Source organism: Streptosporangium sp. NPDC023963 (assembly GCF_040639135.1).
GTDB lineage: Bacteria > Actinomycetota > Actinomycetes > Streptosporangiales > Streptosporangiaceae > Streptosporangium.
Map to the genome: position 1 here is coordinate 251,998 of NZ_JBEZZK010000004.1, position 21,048 is coordinate 273,045.

Genomic DNA, 21,048 nt, shown 5'->3' on the forward strand with positions numbered 1-21,048 from the left:
TCGGCCGTGCGGATCAGGCGTGGCTGTAGATGTGCTCCCAGCCACCCTGGTAACCGTTGGGGTGGCCGTGGTTGCCCCGGCTCACCTTGACGTAGATGTGCTCGGCGTCCGTGCCGGAGAAGGAGTAGTAGGCGGGCTTCTTGGAGCAGTTCTTGAAGCTCTTGAAGGTGGACGAGCCGTCGAAGCCCACGACCCTGAAGGTCTCCCACGCACAGAAGTGCCTGGGCTTGCTCCACCACTTGTGGTTGGTGAGCTTGCTACCGACGGTGTAGTGGTATTCGTGCTCCCACTTCCACGCGCGCTTCTTGAACCACTGCTTCACCCACTTGCACTTCTTTTCACCCTTGTGCCAGTAGCACTTCTTGACGATCTTGGAATACTTCTTCCAGTACCAGTGCTTCTGTGACTTCTTCTCCACGGCGACCTTGCCTTCGGCCTCCGCCTTCTCGTCACCGGAGTAGTACGGTCCCCAGGAGTCGACGAAGTGGGGGGTCGCGGCGGCGGTCTGGACGGGGGTCGCGGTCTCGGCGTTGGCCATCGCCGGGGCGCCCGTGGCAAGAAGGGCGGCCATACCGGCGCCCAACAGGATTCGGCTGGCGAATCGCATTTTGAGGGGTTCCTCTCGGGAGTGAGGATTCTGACACACATGTTGTACGATGCGCCGATTGCCCCTGACTTTCACTTCACTTGAAACACCAGGCCACGCCAATGATCAAATCAGATTCCTTACCGGATAAATCATGAAATGAAGTTAAATGATCAGCGTGGAAATCCGGTCAGTTACGCGCGAGACGGCGGGCGACGGTGTCGCCCAGGGTCTGCACGATCTGCACGACGGCGACCAGCACCACCACGGTGACGATCATGAGCGTGGTCTCGAAGCGCTGGTAGCCGTAGCGGATCGCCAGGTCCCCGAGCCCTCCCCCGCCGATCGCCCCGGCCATCGCCGAGTACGAGATCAGCGCGACCACGGTCACCGTGAGCCCCGCGACCAGGCCGGGCATCGCCTCGGGCAGCAGGACCTTGCCGACGATGGTCACGCGTCCGGCCCCCATGGCCTGGGCCGCCTGCACCTTGTCCCTGCCGACCTCGCGCAGCGCGGTCTCCACCAGCCGGGCGAAGAACGGCGCCGCGCCGAGCGTCAGCGGGACCACCGAGGCGATGGTGCCGATGGTCGTGCCGACGATCAGCCTGGTCAGCGGGAGAATCGCGATCATCAGCACGATGAAGGGCAGCGAGCGGCCGATGTTGACGACCAGCCCGAGCACCCGGTTGAGGGCGGGCGAGGGGAACAGCCCGCCCCGGTCGGTGGCGACCAGCGCCACCCCGAGCGGGAGGCCGAGGATCACCGTGAACAGGGTCGACCACAGGACCATCTGGACGGTCTGGCCGGTCGACTCCATCAGCAGCGGGAACATCTCTTCCCAGGTCATCGGGCCTCCTCGACGAGCAGGCCGCGTTCGGCCAGGTAGGTGAGCGCGGCGGCGCGCTCGTCACCGGTGACGAGCAGGCGCAGCCGTCCCGTCGAGACGCCCGCCACCTCCTCCAGGGCTCCGCCGAGGATGTTGACGTCCACGTCGAACTTGCGGACCACCTGCGACACCACCGGCTCGTCGGCCTGCCCGGTGAAGGTGATCGTGACGTGGCCCGGCTCCGGCTCCGGCAGGGGGAACAGCTCCGCGGCGAGCCTGGATCCGGGCCTGGAGATCAGTTCGGGGATGGTCCCCGACTCCTCGACCAGGCCGTCCCGCATGACGGCGACCGAGTCGCAGATCGACTTGACGACGTGCATCTCGTGGGTGATCAGCAGGATCGTCAGGCCGAGCTCGCGGTTGAGGCGCTTGAGCAGGGCGAGGATCGACTGCGTGGTACCGGGGTCGAGCGCCGAGGTGGCCTCGTCCGACAGCAGCACCGGGGGGCTTCCGGCCAGCGCGCGGGCGATGCCGACCCGCTGCTTCTGCCCGCCCGACAGCTGCGCGGGGTGCGCGGCGGCCTTGTCGGCCAGCCCGACCAGCTCCAGCAGCTCGGCCGTACGCCTGGCGCGCTCGGCCTTGGCCACCCCCATGACCTCCAGCGGGAAGGCGACGTTCCCGGCGACCGTGCGGGAGGAGAGCAGCGCGAAGTGCTGGTGGATCATCCCGATCCGCTGCCGGGCCCTGCGCAGGTCGCCCTCGCGCAGGGAGGTCAGTTCCTGGCCCGCCACCGAGACGGTGCCGGAGGTGGGTCGCTCCAGCAGGTTCACGCAGCGCAGCAGGGTGCTCTTGCCGGCGCCGCTCTGCCCGAGCACGCCGAATATCTCACCCTCGCGGACGTGGAGATCCACGCCGTCGACGGCGACCACCTCTCGGCCCCGATCCTGATAGACCTTCCGCAGGCCAGACACATTGATCACAGCTGGTCCTCAACGCACTCTTTCTTTACCCTCATTCCCGATATGTTAGGTGAAACCGAACACACGTCCCCCACGAGACCTCCCGCGACCGTCCCCGGTCACCGCCGGTGACGCCTGGTCATCACCGGTACGGGTCCCGCAGGGGGACGATCCGCTGGGCGAAGTCCTCCTTGATCGCCCGCATCCTCTCCCCCGGCGCGTAGAAGCGGCCCTTGGTCTCCCCGTACGGCGTGAGCCACCCCTTGGCCGCCAGGTCGCGCAGGTCCCTGGCCGCCTGCCCCTGGCTGAGCGACTCGTCCAGCTGGTATCTGCTCCGGCGCAGCCGCCGGTTGACGAACACCTCGTAGAGCGCGGAAACGGTGCGGGTGTTGAGCCCGTCGGCGTCGATCCGCTCCTCCAGGAGCATCCACACCTCCCCCGCCTCGGAGAGCCTGCGCCCGACCCGCTGGGCCTGGAGGTGGTGGGCGCGCAGGCAGAAGCGCACCCAGTGCAGCATGTCCCCGTGCGGGTTCCAGTTCCGCCTCTGTATCCCGGCCAGGGCGTCGTAGTAGTCATAGGTGTTCCTGGCCTGCCCCAGCCACTCCTCGATGGAGGAGAACTCCGGGGTGGTGATCCGGTCCCTGCCGAGCACGAGCGTCTGCAGCGCCCGCGACATGCGGCCGTTGCCGTCGCGCCAGGGGTGGATGCTCACCAGGTTGAAGTGGGCCATCGCCGCCCGCACGTAGCTCGGCGCCTCGAGGTCGCCCTCGTTGAGCCAGGCGACCAGCTCGGCCATCAGCTCCGGCACCCGCTCCGCGTCCGGGCCCTCGTAGACGACCTCCCCGGTGGCGGAGTCGCGGACATAGATGCCCCCGGGCCGCACCGTGCCCGGCGTCTTGTCGAGATGGTGGCCGATCATCATGAAGTTGAGCGCGTGGAGCAGCCCGGCGTCGAACGCGAACACCGGCGCCCGGGAGAGCAGCTGGATGTAGGTCAGCGCCTGCTGGTAGCCGGAGATCTCCCTGGTGACCGCGGCGGAGGTGTCCAGCGGCTCCTCACCGGCCATGATGGACTCGATGTCCTCGACGCTGGCCCGGTAGCCCTCGATCGAGTTGGAGCCCTGGATGGCCCGCGCCTGGAGCTGGCGCCGGAGCTGGCCGTCCCAGCGGTGGGTCTCCGCGAGGCGGTATTTCAGGTCGCGGCGCATCTCCTCGATCTCGCCGAGCACCACTTCGTCGACGGCCTCCAGGGGAGGCGTTCCGTAGAGCATGGAACCCATGTCACCATGACCGGATCATTCAGTCAATCGACCTGATGATTCGTCCATTTATATTCGCTAGGTCCGTTCCGTACCGGAACGACGACGGCCCGCCCTCTCCTTGGAGAGGGCGGGCCGTCGCGGGGAACGCGGATCAGGCCACTCAGGCGGCGGTGTGCTGGGCGACCTTGGCCGGGGTGAGCGCGATCTCCAGGACCTCGCGCACGTCGCTCACCGTGTGCACGGTGAGCTCGTCGCGCACGGCCTGCGGAACGTCGTCCAGGTCGGGCTCGTTGCGCGCCGGGATCAGCACGGTCGTGATGCCCGCCCGGTGGGCGGCCAGCAGCTTCTGCTTGACCCCGCCGATCGGGAGCACCCGGCCGGTGAGGGAGACCTCACCGGTCATGGCCACGTCGGCGCGGACCTGACGGCCGGAGAGCAGCGAGGCCAGGGCCGTGATCAGGGTGACGCCCGCGGACGGGCCGTCCTTGGGAACGGCTCCGGCCGGGAAGTGGACGTGCACCGAGCGGTCCTTGAGGGAGGCGACCGGCAACTCCAGCTCCGCGCCCCGCGAGCGCAGGTAGGAGAGCGCGATCCGGGCCGACTCCTTCATGACGTCGCCGAGCTGGCCGGTCAGGGTCAGGCCGGTGTCGCCGGTCTCGGGGTCGGCCAGGGACGCCTCCACGTAGAGGACGTCGCCACCCGCCCCGGTGACCGCCAGGCCGGTGGCCACGCCGGGCACCGCCGTACGCTGGCTGGACTCGGGGAGCGAGGACTCCGGCACGTTGCGCGGGCGGCCCAGGTAGGGGACCAGGTCCTCCACCGTCACGGGCAGCTCGCTCTCGCCGAGCGCGACGTTGGCCGTCACCTTGCGCAGGATCCTGGCGATCGAGCGCTCCAGGGACCGGACTCCGGCCTCCCTGGTGTACTCGCCGGCGAGCTTGCGCAGCGCGTCCTCGCCGACGGTGACGTCCTCCGCGGTGAGACCGGCCTTGTCGAGCTGGCGCGGGAGCAGGTGGTCACGGGCGATGGCGACCTTCTCGTCCTCGGTGTAGCCGTCGAGCGTCACGATCTCCATGCGGTCCAGCAGCGGGCCGGGGATGGCCTCCAGCACGTTGGCGGTCGCCAGGAAGAGCACGTCGCTGAGGTCGAGCTCCACCTCCAGGTAGTGGTCGCGGAAGGTGTGGTTCTGCGCCGGGTCGAGCACCTCGAGCAGCGCGGCCGTCGGGTCGCCCCGGTAGTCGGAGCCGACCTTGTCGACCTCGTCGAGCAGCACGACCGGGTTCATCGAGCCGGCCTCGCGGATGGCCCGGACGATCCGGCCGGACTGGGCGCCGACGTAGGTGCGCCGGTGACCGCGGATCTCGGCCTCGTCGCGCACGCCGCCGAGGGCGACGCGGACGAACTTGCGGCCCATGGCGCGGGCCACGGACTCGCCGAGGGAGGTCTTGCCGACTCCGGGGGGACCGGCCAGCGCCAGCACGGCGCCGCTGCGGCGCCCGCCGACCACGCCGAGGCCCTTCTCGGCCCTGCGCCCGCGGACGGCCAGGTATTCGATGATGCGGTCCTTGACGTCGTCGAGGCCGGTGTGGTCGGCGTCGAGGACGGCGCGGGCCGCGGCGATGTCGTACGAGTCCTCGGTCCGGTCGTTCCACGGGATGTCGAGGACGGTGTCGAGCCAGGTGCGGATCCAGCCGGTCTCGGGAGACTGGTCGGAGGTCCGCTCCAGCTTGTCGACCTCCTTGAGCGCGGCCTCGCGCACCTTCTCGGGCAGGTCGGCGGCCTCGACGCGGGAGCGGTAGTCCTCCTCCTCGGAGGAGGTGTCGCCGTTCAGCTCGGCGAGCTCCTTGCGGACCGCGGCGAGCTGCTGGCGGAGCAGGAACTCGCGCTGCTGCTTCTCCATGCCCTCCTGGACGTCCTTGCGGATCGTCTCGGCCACGTCGAGCTCGGCCAGGTGCTCGCGGGACCACTCGACCAGCTTCTCCAAGCGGTCGGCCGGGTCGGCGGTCTGGAGGATCTCGGCCTTGCGCGGGGTGCTCAGCCAGGGGGCGTAACCGGAGTTGTCGGCGAGGATCGAGGGGTCGTCCATCTGGTTGACCGCGTCGACGACCTGCCACGCGCCCCGCTTCTGCAGGATCGTGGTGGCCAGCGCCTTGTACTCCTTGGCGAGCTCGTGGGCGCGCTCACCCGCCGCGACGGCGGGGATGCGGGTGGCCTCCACCCACAGGGCCGCGCCGGGGCCGGTCGTGCCGGTGCCCACCCGGACCCGGTCGACACCGCGCACCACGGCCGCGGGCTCGCCCCCGGGGAGCCTGCCCACCTGCTCGACGATCGCCCGCACTCCCACCGAGCCGTATCTGCCGTCGATCCGGGGAACGAGAAGGACCTCCGGCTTGTTGTCAGCGAGAGCCTGCGCCGCGTCGATCGCGGCCCGGACTTCGGTCTCCGACAGGTCAAGCGGGACCACCATGCCCGGCAGCACGACCTCGTCGTCGAGCGGCAGGACCGGGAGGATCAAGCTCTCACTCATGTGAACTCCAAGGGTTGAGTTATACACACTCAATTAATGGGAGCCTGAGAATGTTCCCGAGGTTGAGCGAGTTCGCTGTGAGCGATCGTAATCGTGTAATCATGCCTGTTCGGATGGATCGGCGACCCCCGGGAGCGCACCTGTTCCGGGTCCGTCCGGGTGAGGCGCACGCCCCCGCAGGGGGACGGACAGCGCGCCTTCACCCGGCCGGACCTCCGGTTCCGCCATAGGACAGGCCCTGACCGTTCAGCGAGGACGGGACGTCGGGCCGGTCCCCTTCCTCACTCCTCGAAGCACGGGATCCCGTTGACCCGGAAGAGGGTCGGGGTGGGGTCGGCGCCCGTGTGGGTGCCCTGGAAGCCGACGACCAGGGATTTCCCGGCAGCGAGGTCCTTGTTCCAGGGCAGGCTCGCGGCCGTCACCGCATTCCCGGTCTGCGACCAGGTGGCCCCCCAGCCCGAGGTCACCCGCTGTCCGGAGTCGGCGAAGGTGAACGTGAGCCGCCAGTCGGCGAGGGGCACGAGGCCGTTGTTGGAGATCCTGATGTTCGCGCTCATCCCGTTGCCCCACTTCCAGGAGTCGTACTTCACCCTGCAGGTGCCGGGCTCCGGGGGGAGGTCGTTGTAGATCGTGACGGCCGTCGTCGCGGATGGGGGGCTCACCTCGCCCTTCGTGTCGACGGCCACGACGTACACGTGGTGGACCTCCGACGGGATGCCGCGCGGGGGGAACGGAAAGAAGATCATCGTCTCGGTGGCCGCTGGCTGGAGGGTGGCCAGCCGGACGGCCGTGCCGTTCCTGTTCTCGTACACGTAGTAGCAGGCGATGCCGTGCGGGCTGGTGGAGGCGGCCCAGCTCAGGTGCGCCTGGGTGAGTATGACCCTCACGACCGTCGGCGCTCCCGGCGCGGTCGGCGGGCTGCTGGAGGGCGCCGGGGTCTGCGGCGCCGTACGGCACGGGGGGGCGGGGGACGGAGAGGCCGCCGGCGCCGATGACGGCGCGGCCGTGGCGTTTCCGGCCGCCAGGAAGACGAGAGCGACGGCCGTCACTCCCCCGCCGACCCAGCCGGCCAGCCATGTCGTTACCCGCATCGATGTGCCCCCTTCAATGATCGATCCTTTCCACGAAAATCACACTCCGGACGGGACCGGTCAACGTCGCGCCGCCACCACGGCCGGATGTCCTGGTGAACGGTGCCGGCCGATGAAACGTTCAGCGACGGCGGGCGCACGGGGAATCATCCGTCCCCGGTCGCGTCCCGTGGCACCAGGGGGTGACACGGAAGGTCACCCCCTGGCGGGATGCGGGTCACGGGCGGGCCGCCTACGCTGATCCGGGTGATCCCCGCCGGCCCCGCGCGACAGTTCCTCGTGCGGCGCGCGCGGCGAGTGCGGGAGACCGCCGCACACCTCGCGCGCCCGCTCACCGAGGCGCTGGTGACCGGGGTGCCCGACCCGGCCCGTCCCCGATCACGCCGCCTCACCCGCCGCGTGCCGCGCGCCCTGGGGCTGCTGCCGTTCCGGACGATCGACCTGGTCCTGCTGGGTGACCTGGCACTGACCTTCGTCCTGTTCGGCGGCGGCCTGTCCTACCTCGAGACCGAGGCGGCCGCGGCGCGTTCCCCCCTCGACCAGGAGGGGCTCATGTTCGCGGCCCTGGCCTTCTCGCTGCCGCTCGCGCTGCGCGACCGGTGGCCGCTGGCCGCCTGGCGGTCGGCGTTCCTGCTCGTCCCCCTGGGGACGGTCGTCTCGCGGCAGTTCCTCCACGAGGTCCCCTACACCGCGGCCGCCTCGATCACGTACACACTCGTGGTCTACGCGGCGGCGGTCCGCTGCGAGCGGCACATCGCCGTGGGCGTGTGGATCCTCTCGGTCCTCGGCGCCTGGATACTCCACCCCGACTCGATGGTCCTCGTCACCGGCGTGGTCACGGCGAGCGTCCTGTTCGGCTACAACGTGCGTACCCGGCGGCTGGCCGCCGGGCTGCTGGCCGAGGAGGAGCGGCGCAGCGAGCGGGCCCTGGCGGGCCAGGCCGCGCTGGAGGAGCGGGCCAGGATCGCCAGGGAGCTGCACGACGTCGTCGCCCACCACATGTCGGTGATCGCCATCCAGGCCGAGGCCGTCCCGCTGCAGGCGGCCGGGGACGCCCGGCGCCTGGAGGAAGGACTGAGGGAGATCCGCGCGCTCTCCCTCGCGGCCATGACCGAGATGCGCCGCGTGCTGGGCGTCCTCAGGGAGGGGGACGGGCTCGCCGACACCACGCCGCAGCCGGGCCTCGGCCGCCTGGAGGAGCTCGTCGACACCGCGCGCTCCGCCGGGCTCGTCGTGACGCTCAAACTCATCGGCGACCTGGCCGGGCTCCCCACGGCGGTGAGCCTGTCCGCCTACCGGATCGCCCAGGAGTCGCTCAGCAACGCCATGCGGCACGCCCCCGGTTCCACCGTCTCGCTGAAGGTCGCCCGGTACGGCGCCGAGCTGCACGTCCAGGTGACGAACAGCACCGGGCACCGCTCCCCCGAGGAGCCGGGACACACAGGGCACATGGGACACGGCCTGATCGGGATGCGGGAACGGGTGTCCGTGCTCGGCGGGAAACTCTGGGTCGGCCCGACCGGGACGGGCTTCGCGGTAACCGCCATACTGCCGATCACCGAGGACGCATGACCCCCCTCCCCGTTCAAGGAGCTTCGATGACGATCCGGGTGCTCATCGCCGACGACCAGGGCATGGTACGGACCGGTTTCACGGTGTTCCTGAGCTCGCAGCCCGACATCGAGGTCGTCGGCGAGGCCGCCAACGGACGCGAGGCCGTGGCGCGGGTGGCCGAGCTGCGGCCCGACGTGGTGCTGATGGACGTGCGGATGCCGGTGATGGACGGCCTCGCGGCGACCCGGGAGATCATGAGGTCCGTCGATCCCGCGCCGAGGATCCTGATCCTGACGACGTTCGACCTCGACGACTACGTCTACGAGGCGCTGCGGGCCGGGGCGAGCGGGTTCCTGCTCAAGGACGCCTCCGCGCAGCAGCTCGCCGAGGCGGTCCGGGTGGTGGCGGCCGGGGAGGCGCTGCTGGCGCCCTCGGTGACCAGGCGGCTGATCGCGGAGTTCGCCCGCATCGGCCCGAGCCGCCCGCGCGGGCGGCTGGACGACATCACCGAGCGCGAGACGGAGGTGCTCGCCCTCATCGCGCGGGGCAGGTCCAACCAGGAGATCGCCGAGGAACTCGTGCTGTCGGAGCAGACCGTCAAGACCCACGTGGGCCGGATCCTCGCGAAGCTGAACCTGCGCGACCGCGCCCAGGCGATCGTCCACGCCTACGAGACGGGCCTGGTCCGGCCGGGAGAGTGAACCCCGGGGGGCGGCCTTTCGCCCGGGGTCCGGTGCACGGCGAAAGGCCAGGACCCCGAGCCGAGCGGCAACGGAGATCGCCCGGAGCACCCGGCCCGTTTCCTCGCTACACGGTGTCCAGCCAGATGCGCGCGGTCTCCGCGAACAATTGGAGCTGCGTGTCGGAGGCGGTGCCGCCGAGCACGATGAACCTGTCCTTCGACATCGCCGCCACCTCCACCTCGCCGTCGTGGCGCGCCACGTTCTTCGGCCCCACCGCTGAGTCGACGCTGCCGACCGCGCCGCATTCCGCGTAGAAGAACTTGAACGCGTCCATGGCGTCCACCCCGCTCACCACGACCTGCGTCACCGTGGCCCCGTCCGTCGCCGTGAAGGATCGCCACTGGGTCGCGGCCCCCATCGGCGCGATGTCCCGTTTCCCGCAGGGCACCAGGCCCGTGTCCAGGTCGCGCCACGTCCCGTGCGAGGTGCCCGCGATCGTCCACGTGCGGCCGTCCGTGAGCTGACCTGGTTCGAGGAGGAGCGAGGGAGGATCGGTCTTCTGCTCCGTTGCCGTGCCACAGGCAGTACAGAGCAGCGCGATGATGATCACGATTGTGCGGTTCACGTCCGGTCCTCCCTGGGGGTTCGTCAGAGTGATTACTGCCCGTGGGCCGTGGAGGTTCCCTGAAGATCGGCCACTTTGTCGACGATGATCAAAAACCCCGCCGTGAAGGCGGCCAGCCCGCAGACGAGCAACCGTGCGATCATCTCAGCCGGTATCGGCGGCCATCCTGCGACGAAGGGTGCCGTCGCCAGAGCCAGCAGTACGGCGCGGGCGACCTTCACGGCCGACGCCGGGCTGGTCTCGTCCAGACATCCGCACGGTACCCCGCCCCTGCGCCGCAGCAACACGGCCAGGTAGACGGCCAGCGCCAGATACCAGAGCGCCACGGCCGCCGCGGCGAGCCGCAACAGCCCGGCTGCTCCCGTCACCCAACCGGCCAGTACGGCCGCGCCGGCCAGTCCCTCGGCAGGACCGATCAGCGGCGCGAACCGTACCAGCGTCACAGGAAGCAGGCCGTGTGCTTTGATCACCACGGCCAGGTTGCCGCGGCGGCGCACCGCGGCAACGACCAGCAGCACGCTGCCCGCCAGAGCGAAGCAGGCAGGCAGCGTGTCATAGATGCTCATCTATACGGCCACAGGAGCGCGAGCGACAGCAGGAACCCGGTGGCGCACAGGCGCCCCACCCATGCCGTCGAGGCCAGCAACTTCGTGTCCCACCGGCGCGGGTCGCCGCTGAGCGCGCGAGAGAGCGGCATGAGCACCCTGCCCACGCCGAAACCCAGCCCGGCCAGCAGGCCCGGTCCCAGTCCTCCGGCCAGCACGATGACCAGGACGAGCATCTGGGGCAGCGCCGTCGGGGTGAAGGTGCGCACCCCCGTACCCATCTCGAAGCCGAACTGCAGCGGCCCCGAGAAGTCGGCGCGAGGGATGACGTCCTGCGGTACGAGCCGGCGGTTCTGCGGCAGCGACAGCGGCCGCCCGGCCAGTTCGAAGAGCAGAATGATGACGACGACCGGTGCGAGCGTCCACAACCGCACCGTTTCCGGGATGACCGAGGCCAGCCCGCCGAGCGCCCCGGTGATGAGCCCGGCCATCAGCGCGCCGAGCATGAGCCCGAGGCTGAACACCGGCAACTTGCCTCGCCAGACCGACGAGGTCAGCAGATCCGCTGAGTTGAGGCTTCAAACGGAGCCGGACAGCGAGAACCCGGCGCTCACCCCCATCAGTGCCCAGGCGAGCGGGGTGAACGACAGGGTCCAGACCTCGTGGGCGGCCACCACCAGGGCCGTGCTCAGCGCGATGCCGAGCGCGACCCTGGTGGCGGAGTAGGTGTTGTTCATCCTTTCGCTACAGGGCCCAGGAGCAGATGTAGAAGGTGGTTCCGCCGCAGACGGCGACGTATCCGTCGGCACAGCGGTACTTGGTGCCGCTGTGCGTCCACCGCCAGGCGTTCCTGTCGGCCAGGCTGCCCGCACCGCACATCTTGACCGCGTAGCTGTTGTAGCAGGTGCCGGAGGAGCGCAGGAACCAGCCGTCGGAGCCGCAGTAGCTCCTGGAGTAGGGGGCGCCGACGCAGGCCTTGGTGTTGTTGTTGTAGCCACTGGTGCTTGAATAGCCGGCGCAGTCGGTGTACTCGGTGCCCACCGCCGCGTAGGCGCTGTTGTTCCTGCCCGGCAGGGCGGACAGCACGTTCAGGGCCAGGGCGCCGCCCAGCACGCCCATGGTCTTGAAGACGGTTCGGCGGGAGGGAGCCGACGCTGTCAGGCTGCGGCGCCCGCCGGTGTCGGGCTCGTCTTCCACGGAGGGCACGTCGGCCCAGTAACGGTCGACATCGACTGTCATGCGTTTGACCTCTCTTGGGGGCTGACGGCGAGAAAGGCGTCGAGGTCGTCGTCGGAACCGACGACCCTGCGCCATTCCTCTGTCCCGTCGGCGGAGTACTTGACCAGCGTCGGGGTCGCGCCGACGGCGACCTTGCCGAGCAGGGCGGCGTCGATGACGGGCAGGACCTGGCTGCCGGCCACCCACTCGGCGCAACGGTCGGCGGAGGCCAGCAGCACGGTGTGCCCGGGCAGGTCCGGCCCGGCCACGGCGGCGAGGCGGCGGGCACGCTCCGTGCAGTTGGGGCAGTGCTCGGACACCACTAGCACGAAAGTGGGCAAACCATCGTCGGAGCCGAACCTGGCCACCGATCTGACGGCAGGCGCCGCCGGAGTGGCCGCCTGCGCCTGGAGCAGTTTGCCTTGCAGCTCGCGAACCATGTTCAGCAGCGTGGCGAAGGCGAAGAACAGCAGCACCGTCCCCAGGAAGGACAGAACCGCCAGCGAATCCAGAAAAGCCCTCACCGGTCTAGCTCAGCCTGCACGAGATGGACTCCACGACGCCGATGAAGCGCGCGTCGTCCGGACGGGCGGCGACGACGGTCGTCGCGGCGGTGTCGTTGACCATGAAGGCGGAGCGAGTCTGCACCTTGCCGGCCTCGTCCTTCTCGTCGACGCGCCACATCGAACCGCCGCGCACGCGCTTGCCCGCGGAGCGCGGGATCGACTCCGATGCCTCCGCGACCGGCTTGACCTGCACGCTGCAGACCTGGTCGATGGTGTTGACCGCGAGCAGGTTGCCGAGCGTCAGGCCCGATCCCGCCCGCGGCAGCATGGTCAGCCCACCCGGTGTGTCCTGGATGTCAAACTTGGCCAGGATGTCCATGAAGGCCTCGAACGGGACACCCGTGCCGTTGAAGAAGGTGGAGACCTCGTTGTGCGGTCCCACCCACACCATGTTGGTGCCGCTCGCCGGGTCCTCGAGCGACAGGATCCGGCCGCCGTTCCACTGGGCCTCACGCACGGTGTGGCGGGCCCAGTCACCCAGCTGCTTGGAGACGATCTCGGCGGATCCCGCCGGTGCGACCTGGAACCGGATGCCACCGGTGGGTCCGTGTGCCCAGATGAGATAGGCCCAGCCGCCGATGAAGGGCTGAGAGTTTCCTTCGACGGTGAGACTCTGTCCGTTCGGTGCACGTACTTGCATGGCATTGCCTTCCACGAGGGAGAAACGGGCACGCCGGAATGGCGCCTGCGGGGGCGTTGTCCTGCGAGGTAGGGATGGACGTGCCGGGCACCTCGCCCAGGCACTATCAAGATCGATCGGAATATCTCACGACGCTCCGCAAATGGTCAAGATCACGCTCAAGCGATAGATCGGGGGTTACCTCCCGGAAAGGTGCGTGGGTCGCAGGGGGGCGGTGGCCTGTGCCTGCCGAGATCGCGTCCCTACAGGTCAGGCGGCATGTGATTACTCGCGGACCGGCGCGACCCCGATGCGCTCGTGGACGAGCACGGCGCCGCCGCGGTGCCCCGCTGAAGGAGCCCGGCCGATGCTGCCGATCCCCTGTCCGTGGCCCGCCGTCGTCCAGACCTTCGCCGAGCCTGACCGGGCGCGTACGCGTACGCGTACGCGTGGGAGATGTCTCCTTGCGGTAGCCGGAGCGGGCACCTCGGCGTACACCGAGGCGGCCGCCTGCCGTGCCGCCCCGGGGTGCGGTCGCCCGTCGTGAGAACCGGCTACCGGGAGCTCACTCCCCCGGCCCGCGCGGGACCGTGGGCCGGGCGGGGTGGACCGTCGGCAGGCCGGCCTCCACCCAGGCGTCGACCCCGCCGATGACATCGGTGGCGTTGTACAACCCGAGCTCCCGCAGCGCCGCCGCGGCCAGCGAGGACGAATACCCCTCGGCGCAGATCACGATCCACTGGATGTGGCGGGAGCCCGCCTCGGGAATGCGGGAGTCGCACGTGGGATCGAGCCGCCACTCCAGGTGGTTGCGTTCGATCACGACGGCTCCGGGGATCTCTCCCGCGATCCTGCGCTGATGCTCGGGCCGGGTATCGACGATCTTCGCGCCACGGCCCGCGGCTGCCCACGCCTCCACGGGCCGCAGACGCTCGAACCCCGCGCGAGCCTGCGCCAGCAGCCGGTCGACTTCAGCGGCGCGGGCGCAATGCTCGCCGGTCGTTGTCGACACGCTCGGTGATTCCCCGGACATCGAGACACTCCAGGAGAGGCAGGGCGACGCGGCGGCTGGTGGCCAGGGCGACCCGCGCGTCGCTGACGGTGAAAGGGGAGGGAAGTCCCGCGAGCGTGTCCGCGGCCTTGTCCGGCGCGTCGGGCATGAGCACGACGTTCTTTCCGATCGACATCACCGCGCCCGAACGGAGCGCGGCCGCCAACGCCTTGCCCGTGAGACCGAGCTCGTCCAGGCGTTCGGCGGTGGGGGCGTCGAAGGGACGCTCGGCAAGGTGGGCGGCCAGCTCCGTGACCGCCTTGGCGATCGCGGGAGGCAGCGACCTGCCCGCGGGAAGGACCCGCCCGCCCTCGACCACCAGCGGCGGTACGACAAGTGCCTCGGCGAGTCGCCGATCGGGCAGCCCGAGCAGCTGGGCCGCGGCGTCCACGGTGATCCCCGGATCGAGCGCGGGCCGTCGCGAGACGTGGTCGGCGAGACGGCGTGTCAGCGACGACCAGTGCCCTGGGTCGGCGTACCAGTCGCCGGCCACCGGCGACCCGCCGGGGGGGCATCCCATCGCCCTGAGCTCACGTCCCGTCAGCAGGCCATGCCAGCGCAGCAGGGCCGCGGAGTCGGGCAGAGTCACGTCGTCGAGCGCGGCCCCCCTGGCCGCCGCGGCACCCCGGCGCCGCAGCGCGGCGGGACGGACGTCCAGCACACGGAGTCCGGCGACGATCTCTCGCCTGCCGGGGTCGCGGAGCAGACCCCGGTCTCCGGTCCTGAGCGGCAAGGGACGGCTGAGGACGAGCCTGGCGGTGTCAGAGCCGAGGGCGCGGATCCTGACGGGAACGGCGGCCGATCCAAGGTGGAGAACCGCCTCCCTCCGGTGATCCATGGCGGGATTCAGCCGTACGTCGATGACCTGGGCCGGTATCCATGCCCCCGGTGTCACCAGCGCCATGCCGCGGGACAGGTCGTCACGCTCGACGCCCCGGAGGTTGACGGCGACGCGGGCGGTCGCGGAGACCTGCTCCGTTTTCTCACCAAGTGTCTGGAGCCCTCGGATTCTGACCCGCTTTCCGTCCGTCTCCAGTTCGTCGCCGACGCGGAGCGTCCCCCGGGTCAGGGTTCCGGTGACGACGGTCCCGGCCCCTGTGATGGTGAACACCCGGTCGAGCCACAACCGGACGACATCCTCGGTGTCCGGCTCGGGAAGCGCGGCGGCGAGCCTGGCCAGGGCGGCCTCCAGCTTGTCGAGCCCCTGCCGGGTCCGCCCGCTGACGACGACGCTGTCGATCCCCGCCAGCCCGGTCTCCCGGAGGTGGCCGTGAACCTGCCTCAGGGCGGGTTCAGGATCCGCGAGGTCGGCCCGGGTGATGACCGCGAGGCCGTGCCGTACGCCCACGGCCTCGAGTGCCGCCAGATGCTCGGCCGACTGGGCCTGCCAGCCCTGGTCGGCGGCCACGACGATCATCACCGCAGGACATGGCCCGACTCCGGCCAGCATGTTGGTGACGAACCGCTCGTGCCCGGGGACGTCGACGAACGCGATCCGCTCACCCGATTCGAGCGTGGTCCAGGCGAACCCGAGGTCGATGGTCATGCCGCGGCGGCGTTCCTCGGCCCAGCGGTCGGGCTCCATGCCGGTCAGCGCCCGGACCAGCGTCGACTTGCCGTGGTCCACGTGCCCGGCCGTCGCGATCACTTGCATGCGTGCTCTACGGCCGCGGCGACGACCTCGTCCTGACCCGGTTCCACCGCACGCAGGTCGAGCACCAGCCGCCCGCCCGTGATCCGGCCGATCACGGGCGGGTCGTAGGAGCGCAGGCGTGCGGCCAAGTTCTCGTCCACGGCGATCCCCGCGCTGGGCAACTCCACTCCCGGTGCGCCTCCGCCGCCGACTCTGGCGACGGTCGGCACGGCTTCCGCACGGTCACCGAGCCGTCGCGCGAGGCGTTCCGCGCGTTCCCTGAGCTCGCCGACGCTCGTGTGGAGCGACCGGTGCACCGGCGGTCGCGGGCCGCGCAGGGTCGCTTCCAGCGCGGCCAAGGTGAGCTTGTCCACCCGTAGCGCGCGGGCGAGAGGGTGGCGGCGAAGCCGTTGCACCAGTTCCTCCTCGCCCAGCAGGAGGCCCGCCTGAGGGCCGCCGAGGAGTTTGTCGCCGCTCGCGGTGACCAGCGCCGCTCCTTGACGCAGCGCACCGGCCGCATCCGGTTCGCCGGGCAGCAGCGGTTCCGGGCGCAGCAGCCCACTGCCGATGTCGGCCACCACGGGTGGCCCGATCGTGGCGAGCTCCTTGATGGGAACGTCGGAGGTGAAACCCTCGATCCGATAGTTGGACGGGTGCACCTTGAGGATGAAGCCGGTGTCCGGGCCGCAGGCCTTCTGATAGTCACGCAGGGTGGTCCGGTTCGTGGTGCCGACCTCGCGGAGCCGGCAATGGGCGGACTCCAGCAGCTCGGGCAGGCGGAATCCGTCGCCGATCTCCACCAGCTCGCCGCGGCTGATGACGATCTCCCTGCCCGCCGCGAGCGCCGTGGCGGCGAGCACGAGTGCGGCCGCGTTGTTGTTGACCACGTGCACGGCCCGCGCCTCGGGAACCGCCTGCGCCAGCGCGGTGAGAGCCGTACGGCCGCGGCGGGCGCGCTGCCCGCCGGCGAGATCGAACTCGACGTCGGTGTAACCGGCGGCCGCGGCGACCGCCGCAACGGCGGCGGCGGAGAGCGGAGCCCGGCCCAGATTGGTGTGGACGAGCACTCCTGTGGCGTTCACGACGCGTTTGAGGCCGCCGGCGGTCGCCGGCAGGAAAGCGAGCGCGGCGTCCACGGCGTCGTCGGGGTCGGCCAGGCCCTCGCGGACCCGTTGCTGAGCGTTCGCCACCGCGGCCTTGACGAGGCTGCGGCCCAGCATCTCCTGCGCGGCGGCCAGCCGGGGTTCTGCCAGCATGGCGTCGGTCCGCGGCACAGAACTGCGTCGATCCACTCGCAAACCATTCCCTGATGAGCGGAGGCGGACGGGAATCGAACCCGCCGCGCCGAGATACTCGGCGCCACTGGTTTTGAAGACCAGGAGGGTCACCAGACTCCTAAGCGCCTCCGACGTAGATCATAGACCCATGAACAGCATCAGGCTTACGCAGTACGGCACCGGTGGCGGCTGCAGTTGCAAGATTCCTCCAGGCGAGCTGGAGACTCTGGTCGCCGGACTCTCCCCGGCCTCTTCTCCGGCGACAGGCCGGTTACTGCTGGGCATCGACCAGGGGGATGACGCCGCGGTGCTCCAGGTGGAAGGCCACGGTCAGGCCATCGTCGCGACGACGGACTTCTTCACTCCTGTCGTCGACGATCCGTACGACTTCGGCAGGATCGCGGCCACCAACGCGCTCTCCGACGTCTACGCCGTCGGCGGCGAGCCCGTCATCGCCCTGAACCTGCTCGGCTGGCCCCGCGACGTCCTGCCCCTCGAACTCGCTCGCGAGGTGCTGCGCGGCGGATCGGCGGTGGCACAGACAGCGGGCTGCCATCTCGCGGGGGGCCACAGCATCGACGATGCCCACCCCAAGTACGGGCTGGCCGTAACCGGCCTCGCCGATCCAGGCCGCCTGCTGCGCGTGGACGCCGGCAAACCCGGCATCCCGCTCACCCTCACCAAACCTCTGGGGGTCGGAGTGCTCAACACGCGGCACAAGGCGACCGGGGAGGTCTTCCCGGAAGCCGTCGCCACAATGACGACGCTCAATCGCGACGCCTCCCGGATGGCGCTGGCCGCGGGGATCGTGTGCGCCACCGACGTCACAGGTTTCGGCCTTCTCGGCCATCTCTACAAGCTCGCCAGGGCCAGCGGCGTCTCCGCCGTCGTCGACAGTGCCGCCGTGCCGTACCTGGAGGGAGCCCGGGAGGCCCTCCGCGACGGATACATCAGCGGCGGATCACGCCGCAACCTCGACTGGATCGCCCCTCACTGTGACTTCCGCGACCTGCCGGAGAGTGAGCGGCTTCTGCTCGCCGACGCGCAAACCTCCGGCGGCCTGCTCGTCGCGGGCGAGATCCCAGGCTTTCCGGTGATAGGCGAACTCGTCCCGCGCGGCGAACACGTGCTGATCGTGAAATAGGCAGGGGCCCGGGCGTCACCCGCCGTAGCGGGAGTGCGGGACGGTGGCGGGTCGCCATGGCCGCCGGAGCCGGTACAGGACGTGGGGACGCAACGGGTGGCTGCTGGGCACCGCCGGGTGGTCGAAGTCGCAGGACGGGTCGCGGGTCATGCCCAGCCGTTCCATCACCGCGCGCGAGCGCGCGTTGCGCCGGGTCGTCATGGAGACGATCTCGTCCACCCCGGCCACCGCGAAGCCCTCGGCGACGGCCCGTCCGGCCGCCTCGACGGCGTACCCGTGCCCCCAGGCGTGCCTGGCCAGCCGCCATCCCACCTCCAGGGCGGGGGTGAAGGGCGCCTCGAACCGCTGCCACGCCAGCCCGGTGAAGCCGATGAACCGGCCCGTCTCCCTGACCTCCAGCGCCCAGAGCCCGTAGCCGTGCTCGTCGAAGGCCAGCTCGATCCTGTCGACCATGGCGTCGCTCTGCGACCTGGTCAGCGGGGCCGGGAAGTGCTCCATCACCTCGGGGTCGGCGTTCAGGGCCCCGAACGGCTCCCGGTCGTCCTCCCGCCATCTGCGCATGATCAACCGTTCCGTCTCCATCCGGCCGAGTTTATCGCCGGGCCCGCGCACGGCGGCGGCGTCCCTCGCCCCGGAAGCGGCACGGGAACGGACCGCCTCGGACCGGGAGCGGACCGCCTCGGACCGGAAGCGGACCGCCTCGGACCGGAAGCGGCACGGGATCGGCGCGGGAGCGGTCCGGGAGCGGTCCGGGGATCACCCTCCTCGCTCCCGAGGGGGACGGGGAAGGTGACCGCCTCGGGGTGACGCGGGTTACGGACCGTGATTCCTAGCGTTCTGTCCGGTTCTTCAGACCGGACAGGAGGCTCCCATGTTCCGCCGCTCGCTCGCCGTGGCCGTCGCCGCGGCGCTCGCCTACGTGACGGTCCCGCCGCCCGCGGGCGACCGGGTGGTGCGGGTCTACGGCGACCTCGGCACGGCCGAGCACGTCGCGGTCGTCGTCCCCGGCTCCGACACCACGGCCGCCACCTTCGACGGCGGCAGGGCCAGGCCGTACAGCACGCCGGGGGGCGGGGCGCGGGCGCTGCTGGCCGAGGCTCGGGCACTGGACCCGGGGGCGAGGCTGGCGGTGGTCGCCTGGCTCGGCTACGACAGCCCGGCGACGCTCAGCCTCGGCGTGCTGACCGGGGAGGCCGCGGAACGGGGCGCGGTGGAGTTGCGGCGCTACGTCACCGGGACGCTCGAAGGGAAACGGGTCAGCCTGCTGTGTCACAGCTACGGCTCGGTGGTGTGCGCCGGGGCCGTGCCCGGTTCCGGGGTCGCGGACACGGCCGTGTTCGGCAGCCCGGGGCTGGGCGTCTCGTCGGCCGCCGAGCTGGGCGGCACCCGGTTGTGGGCGGGCAGCGGCGCCCGCGACTGGATGCGCGGGGTGCCCAAGCTCAGGATCGGGCCGCTCGGCTTCGGTCCCGATCCCGCCGCCCCGGCCTTCGGCGCCCGCCTGTTCGGTACCGGCTCCGCCGGGCACAGCGAGTATCTCGAACCGGGCGGCGAGTCCCTGCGCAACCTGACCCTGATCGCGCTCGGCCGTGGCGGCGAGGTGTCCCGTGGCTAGCCTCACGGCCGGGATCGAGGCGGCCACCCCCGAAGGCAGGGACCGGGGGGTGGACGCGCTGCGGGCGCTGGCGATCGTGGGCGTGGTGCTGGGGCACTGGCTGGTGACGGCGTGGGCGCCGGGCGCGGCGGGAGCGGTTCACCTGTCCAGCCCGCTCGCCCACCTGCCGGGGTTCACGCCGCTGTCGTGGGTGTTCCAGACGCTGGCGGTGTTCTTCTTCGTCGGCGGCTACGCGGCGGCGCGCGGCCTACGTTCGGCGGCGGCGCGCGCCCCGAGGGCCCGCGAGCCCTTCCGCTCAGCGGTGACGCGCGGGCCGGAGACCCGCGGAGCGGACTCCCCGTCACGCGGTACGGGCCCCGGGGCGGCCCGCGGTTCGCGCCGGGAGGCCGGGGGCGGCGCGTACCGGGCCGGAATCTGGGTGCGGGCCAGGATGGGGAGGCTGCTGGGGCCGGCGGTGCCGCTGGTCCTGGTGTGGGCGGGGATCGCGGCGGGGATGGCGCTGCGCGGGACCTCGGCGGGAACGATCAGGGCGATGCTGGTCCCGGCGATCGGGCCGCTGTGGTTCCTGGCCGTCTTCGCCGCGCTGACCGCCGCCGCCCCCCTCCTCCTGCGCGCGCACCCGGGCGTCACGGCCGCCGTGGCGTTCGCCGTCGTGCTCGGGGTGGACCTGGCGAGGTTCCGGCTCGGCGCCCCCGCCTGGATCGGGTGGGCGAACCTGGCGGCCGGATGGCTGGTGCCGTACGCGCTGGGGATCGCCTGGGCTCGCGGGATGCTCGGCTCGCGCCGGGTGGCGGCGGGTCTGCTGGCCGGCGGGGCGGCCGGGGCGGCGCTGCTGGTCGGCGGGGCCGGGTATCCGGCGAGCATGGTGGGCGTGACCGGGGACGCGGTCTCCAACCTCAGCCCGCCCAGCCTGGCCGTGGTCTGCTTCGGCCTCGCCCAGGTGGGGCTGGCGCTGCTCGTCCGCGCGCCGCTGGCCCGGCTGATGCGGCGTCCCCGGCTGTGGGCGGGGGTCGCGCTGGCCAACCTGTCGGCGATGACGCTCTTCCTGTGGCACCAGAGCGCGGTGGTCGTGCTCGCCGTCGCCGCCCTGCGCTTCGGCGGCGTGCCCGGCCTTCTCGCGGTGCCCGACGAACCGGCCTGGTTGCTGCACCGGCTGGGCTGGTTCCCGGTGTTCGCGGCGGTTCTGGCGCTCGCCTGGCTTCCCCGGTCAACGCGCAGGCGATTTAATGACAGGGTGTCGTCATCGGCTTGACGAGGTGGCGTGGTTTTTG

22 protein-coding genes and 1 tRNA gene are annotated in these 21,048 nt (G+C 70.9%); 5 read left to right on the forward strand and 18 right to left on the reverse strand.

What is annotated here, in order from left to right; genetic code table 11:
• Positions 1 to 13 precede the first annotated feature (13 nt).
• From AB0F88_RS15595 to AB0F88_RS15620, 6 genes are all read right to left on the reverse strand, one after another.
• Positions 14 to 571, reverse strand: a complete 558-nt coding sequence (locus tag AB0F88_RS15595) for a hypothetical protein (protein ID WP_362683162.1) — start codon at positions 569 to 571, stop codon at positions 14 to 16.
• A 205-nt stretch (positions 572 to 776) separates the two neighbouring features.
• Positions 777 to 1,433: a methionine ABC transporter permease gene (locus tag AB0F88_RS15600; protein WP_362683165.1), complete on the reverse strand. Its 657-nt coding sequence runs from the start codon at positions 1,431 to 1,433 to the stop codon at positions 777 to 779.
• Positions 1,430 to 2,392 carry an ATP-binding cassette domain-containing protein gene (locus AB0F88_RS15605; RefSeq protein ID WP_362683168.1) on the reverse strand — a complete coding sequence of 321 codons (963 nt, stop codon included), beginning with the start codon at positions 2,390 to 2,392 and terminating at the stop codon, positions 1,430 to 1,432. Before AB0F88_RS15605 ends, AB0F88_RS15600 begins: the two co-directional genes overlap by 4 nt.
• Before the next feature lie 121 nt (positions 2,393 to 2,513).
• Complete coding sequence (locus AB0F88_RS15610) at positions 2,514 to 3,650, reverse strand: Fic family protein (protein ID WP_362683171.1); 1,137 nt, start codon at positions 3,648 to 3,650, stop codon at positions 2,514 to 2,516.
• A 142-nt stretch (positions 3,651 to 3,792) separates the two neighbouring features.
• Entirely contained in the window at positions 3,793 to 6,159 is a 2,367-nt protein-coding gene (gene lon / locus AB0F88_RS15615; protein WP_362683174.1) for an endopeptidase La, read from the reverse strand.
• Positions 6,160 to 6,440: 281 nt separating this feature from the next.
• Positions 6,441 to 7,250, reverse strand: coding sequence for a cellulose-binding domain-containing protein (locus tag AB0F88_RS15620; RefSeq protein ID WP_362683177.1), 810 nt, complete (start codon positions 7,248 to 7,250; stop codon positions 6,441 to 6,443).
• Between the two features lie 246 nt (positions 7,251 to 7,496).
• Between AB0F88_RS15620 and AB0F88_RS15625 the strand changes: the two genes are divergently transcribed.
• Positions 7,497 to 8,822 carry a histidine kinase gene (locus AB0F88_RS15625; RefSeq protein ID WP_362683180.1) on the forward strand — a complete coding sequence of 442 codons (1,326 nt, stop codon included), beginning with the start codon at positions 7,497 to 7,499 and terminating at the stop codon, positions 8,820 to 8,822.
• A gap of 26 nt (positions 8,823 to 8,848) precedes the next feature.
• A complete protein-coding gene (locus AB0F88_RS15630; RefSeq protein WP_362683183.1) occupies positions 8,849 to 9,505 on the forward strand; it encodes a response regulator transcription factor in 657 nt (218 codons plus the stop codon).
• Between the two features lie 106 nt (positions 9,506 to 9,611).
• Here AB0F88_RS15630 and AB0F88_RS15635 read toward each other — a convergent pair whose 3' ends face one another.
• The 11 genes from AB0F88_RS15635 to AB0F88_RS15685 form a co-directional block, all read right to left on the reverse strand.
• Positions 9,612 to 10,112: a hypothetical protein gene (locus tag AB0F88_RS15635; protein WP_362683186.1), complete on the reverse strand. Its 501-nt coding sequence runs from the start codon at positions 10,110 to 10,112 to the stop codon at positions 9,612 to 9,614.
• A 32-nt stretch (positions 10,113 to 10,144) separates the two neighbouring features.
• Complete coding sequence (locus tag AB0F88_RS15640) at positions 10,145 to 10,678, reverse strand: MauE/DoxX family redox-associated membrane protein (RefSeq protein WP_362683189.1); 534 nt, start codon at positions 10,676 to 10,678, stop codon at positions 10,145 to 10,147.
• On the reverse strand, positions 10,675 to 11,187 hold the full coding sequence (locus AB0F88_RS15645) for a hypothetical protein (protein ID WP_362683192.1): 513 nt from the start codon (positions 11,185 to 11,187) through the stop codon (positions 10,675 to 10,677). Before AB0F88_RS15645 ends, AB0F88_RS15640 begins: the two co-directional genes overlap by 4 nt.
• 48 nt (positions 11,188 to 11,235) lie before the next feature.
• Complete coding sequence (locus tag AB0F88_RS15650; protein ID WP_362683195.1) at positions 11,236 to 11,394, reverse strand: hypothetical protein; 159 nt, start codon at positions 11,392 to 11,394, stop codon at positions 11,236 to 11,238.
• Positions 11,395 to 11,401: 7 nt separating this feature from the next.
• Positions 11,402 to 11,896: a hypothetical protein gene (locus AB0F88_RS15655; RefSeq protein ID WP_362683198.1), complete on the reverse strand. Its 495-nt coding sequence runs from the start codon at positions 11,894 to 11,896 to the stop codon at positions 11,402 to 11,404.
• Positions 11,893 to 12,399: a hypothetical protein gene (locus AB0F88_RS15660; RefSeq protein ID WP_362683201.1), complete on the reverse strand. Its 507-nt coding sequence runs from the start codon at positions 12,397 to 12,399 to the stop codon at positions 11,893 to 11,895. The genes AB0F88_RS15655 and AB0F88_RS15660 overlap by 4 nt, the downstream gene beginning before the upstream one ends.
• Positions 12,400 to 12,403: 4 nt before the next feature.
• Entirely contained in the window at positions 12,404 to 13,081 is a 678-nt protein-coding gene (locus tag AB0F88_RS15665) for a hypothetical protein (protein WP_362683204.1), read from the reverse strand.
• 544 nt (positions 13,082 to 13,625) lie between these two features.
• Positions 13,626 to 14,072 (reverse strand): rhodanese-like domain-containing protein, encoded by a 447-nt coding sequence (locus AB0F88_RS15670; RefSeq protein ID WP_362683207.1) that lies wholly within the window; start codon positions 14,070 to 14,072, stop codon positions 13,626 to 13,628.
• The gene (gene selB, locus AB0F88_RS15675) at positions 14,032 to 15,765 is read right to left on the reverse strand and encodes a selenocysteine-specific translation elongation factor (protein ID WP_362683210.1); all 1,734 of its coding nucleotides are present in this window, start codon (positions 15,763 to 15,765) and stop codon (positions 14,032 to 14,034) included. Before selB ends, AB0F88_RS15670 begins: the two co-directional genes overlap by 41 nt.
• Complete coding sequence (gene selA, locus AB0F88_RS15680; RefSeq protein ID WP_362683214.1) at positions 15,756 to 17,036, reverse strand: L-seryl-tRNA(Sec) selenium transferase; 1,281 nt, start codon at positions 17,034 to 17,036, stop codon at positions 15,756 to 15,758. Before selA ends, selB begins: the two co-directional genes overlap by 10 nt.
• Positions 17,037 to 17,057: 21 nt before the next feature.
• Positions 17,058 to 17,151, reverse strand: a tRNA-Sec gene (locus AB0F88_RS15685).
• A gap of 18 nt (positions 17,152 to 17,169) precedes the next feature.
• Here AB0F88_RS15685 and selD point away from each other — a divergent pair.
• Positions 17,170 to 18,165 (forward strand): selenide, water dikinase SelD, encoded by a 996-nt coding sequence (selD, locus tag AB0F88_RS15690; RefSeq protein ID WP_362683217.1) that lies wholly within the window; start codon positions 17,170 to 17,172, stop codon positions 18,163 to 18,165.
• A gap of 15 nt (positions 18,166 to 18,180) precedes the next feature.
• On the opposite strand, the gene AB0F88_RS15695 is transcribed toward selD, so the two are convergent.
• A complete protein-coding gene (locus tag AB0F88_RS15695) occupies positions 18,181 to 18,747 on the reverse strand; it encodes a GNAT family N-acetyltransferase (protein ID WP_362683220.1) in 567 nt (188 codons plus the stop codon).
• A 289-nt stretch (positions 18,748 to 19,036) separates the two neighbouring features.
• Here AB0F88_RS15695 and AB0F88_RS15700 point away from each other — a divergent pair, with 289 nt between their 5' ends.
• Together AB0F88_RS15700 and AB0F88_RS15705 are read left to right on the forward strand one after the other, a co-directional pair.
• A complete protein-coding gene (locus tag AB0F88_RS15700; RefSeq protein WP_362683223.1) occupies positions 19,037 to 19,777 on the forward strand; it encodes an alpha/beta hydrolase in 741 nt (246 codons plus the stop codon).
• Complete coding sequence (locus tag AB0F88_RS15705; protein ID WP_362683226.1) at positions 19,770 to 21,029, forward strand: acyltransferase family protein; 1,260 nt, start codon at positions 19,770 to 19,772, stop codon at positions 21,027 to 21,029. Before AB0F88_RS15700 ends, AB0F88_RS15705 begins: the two co-directional genes overlap by 8 nt.
• The last annotated feature ends 19 nt before the right edge of the window (positions 21,030 to 21,048 follow it).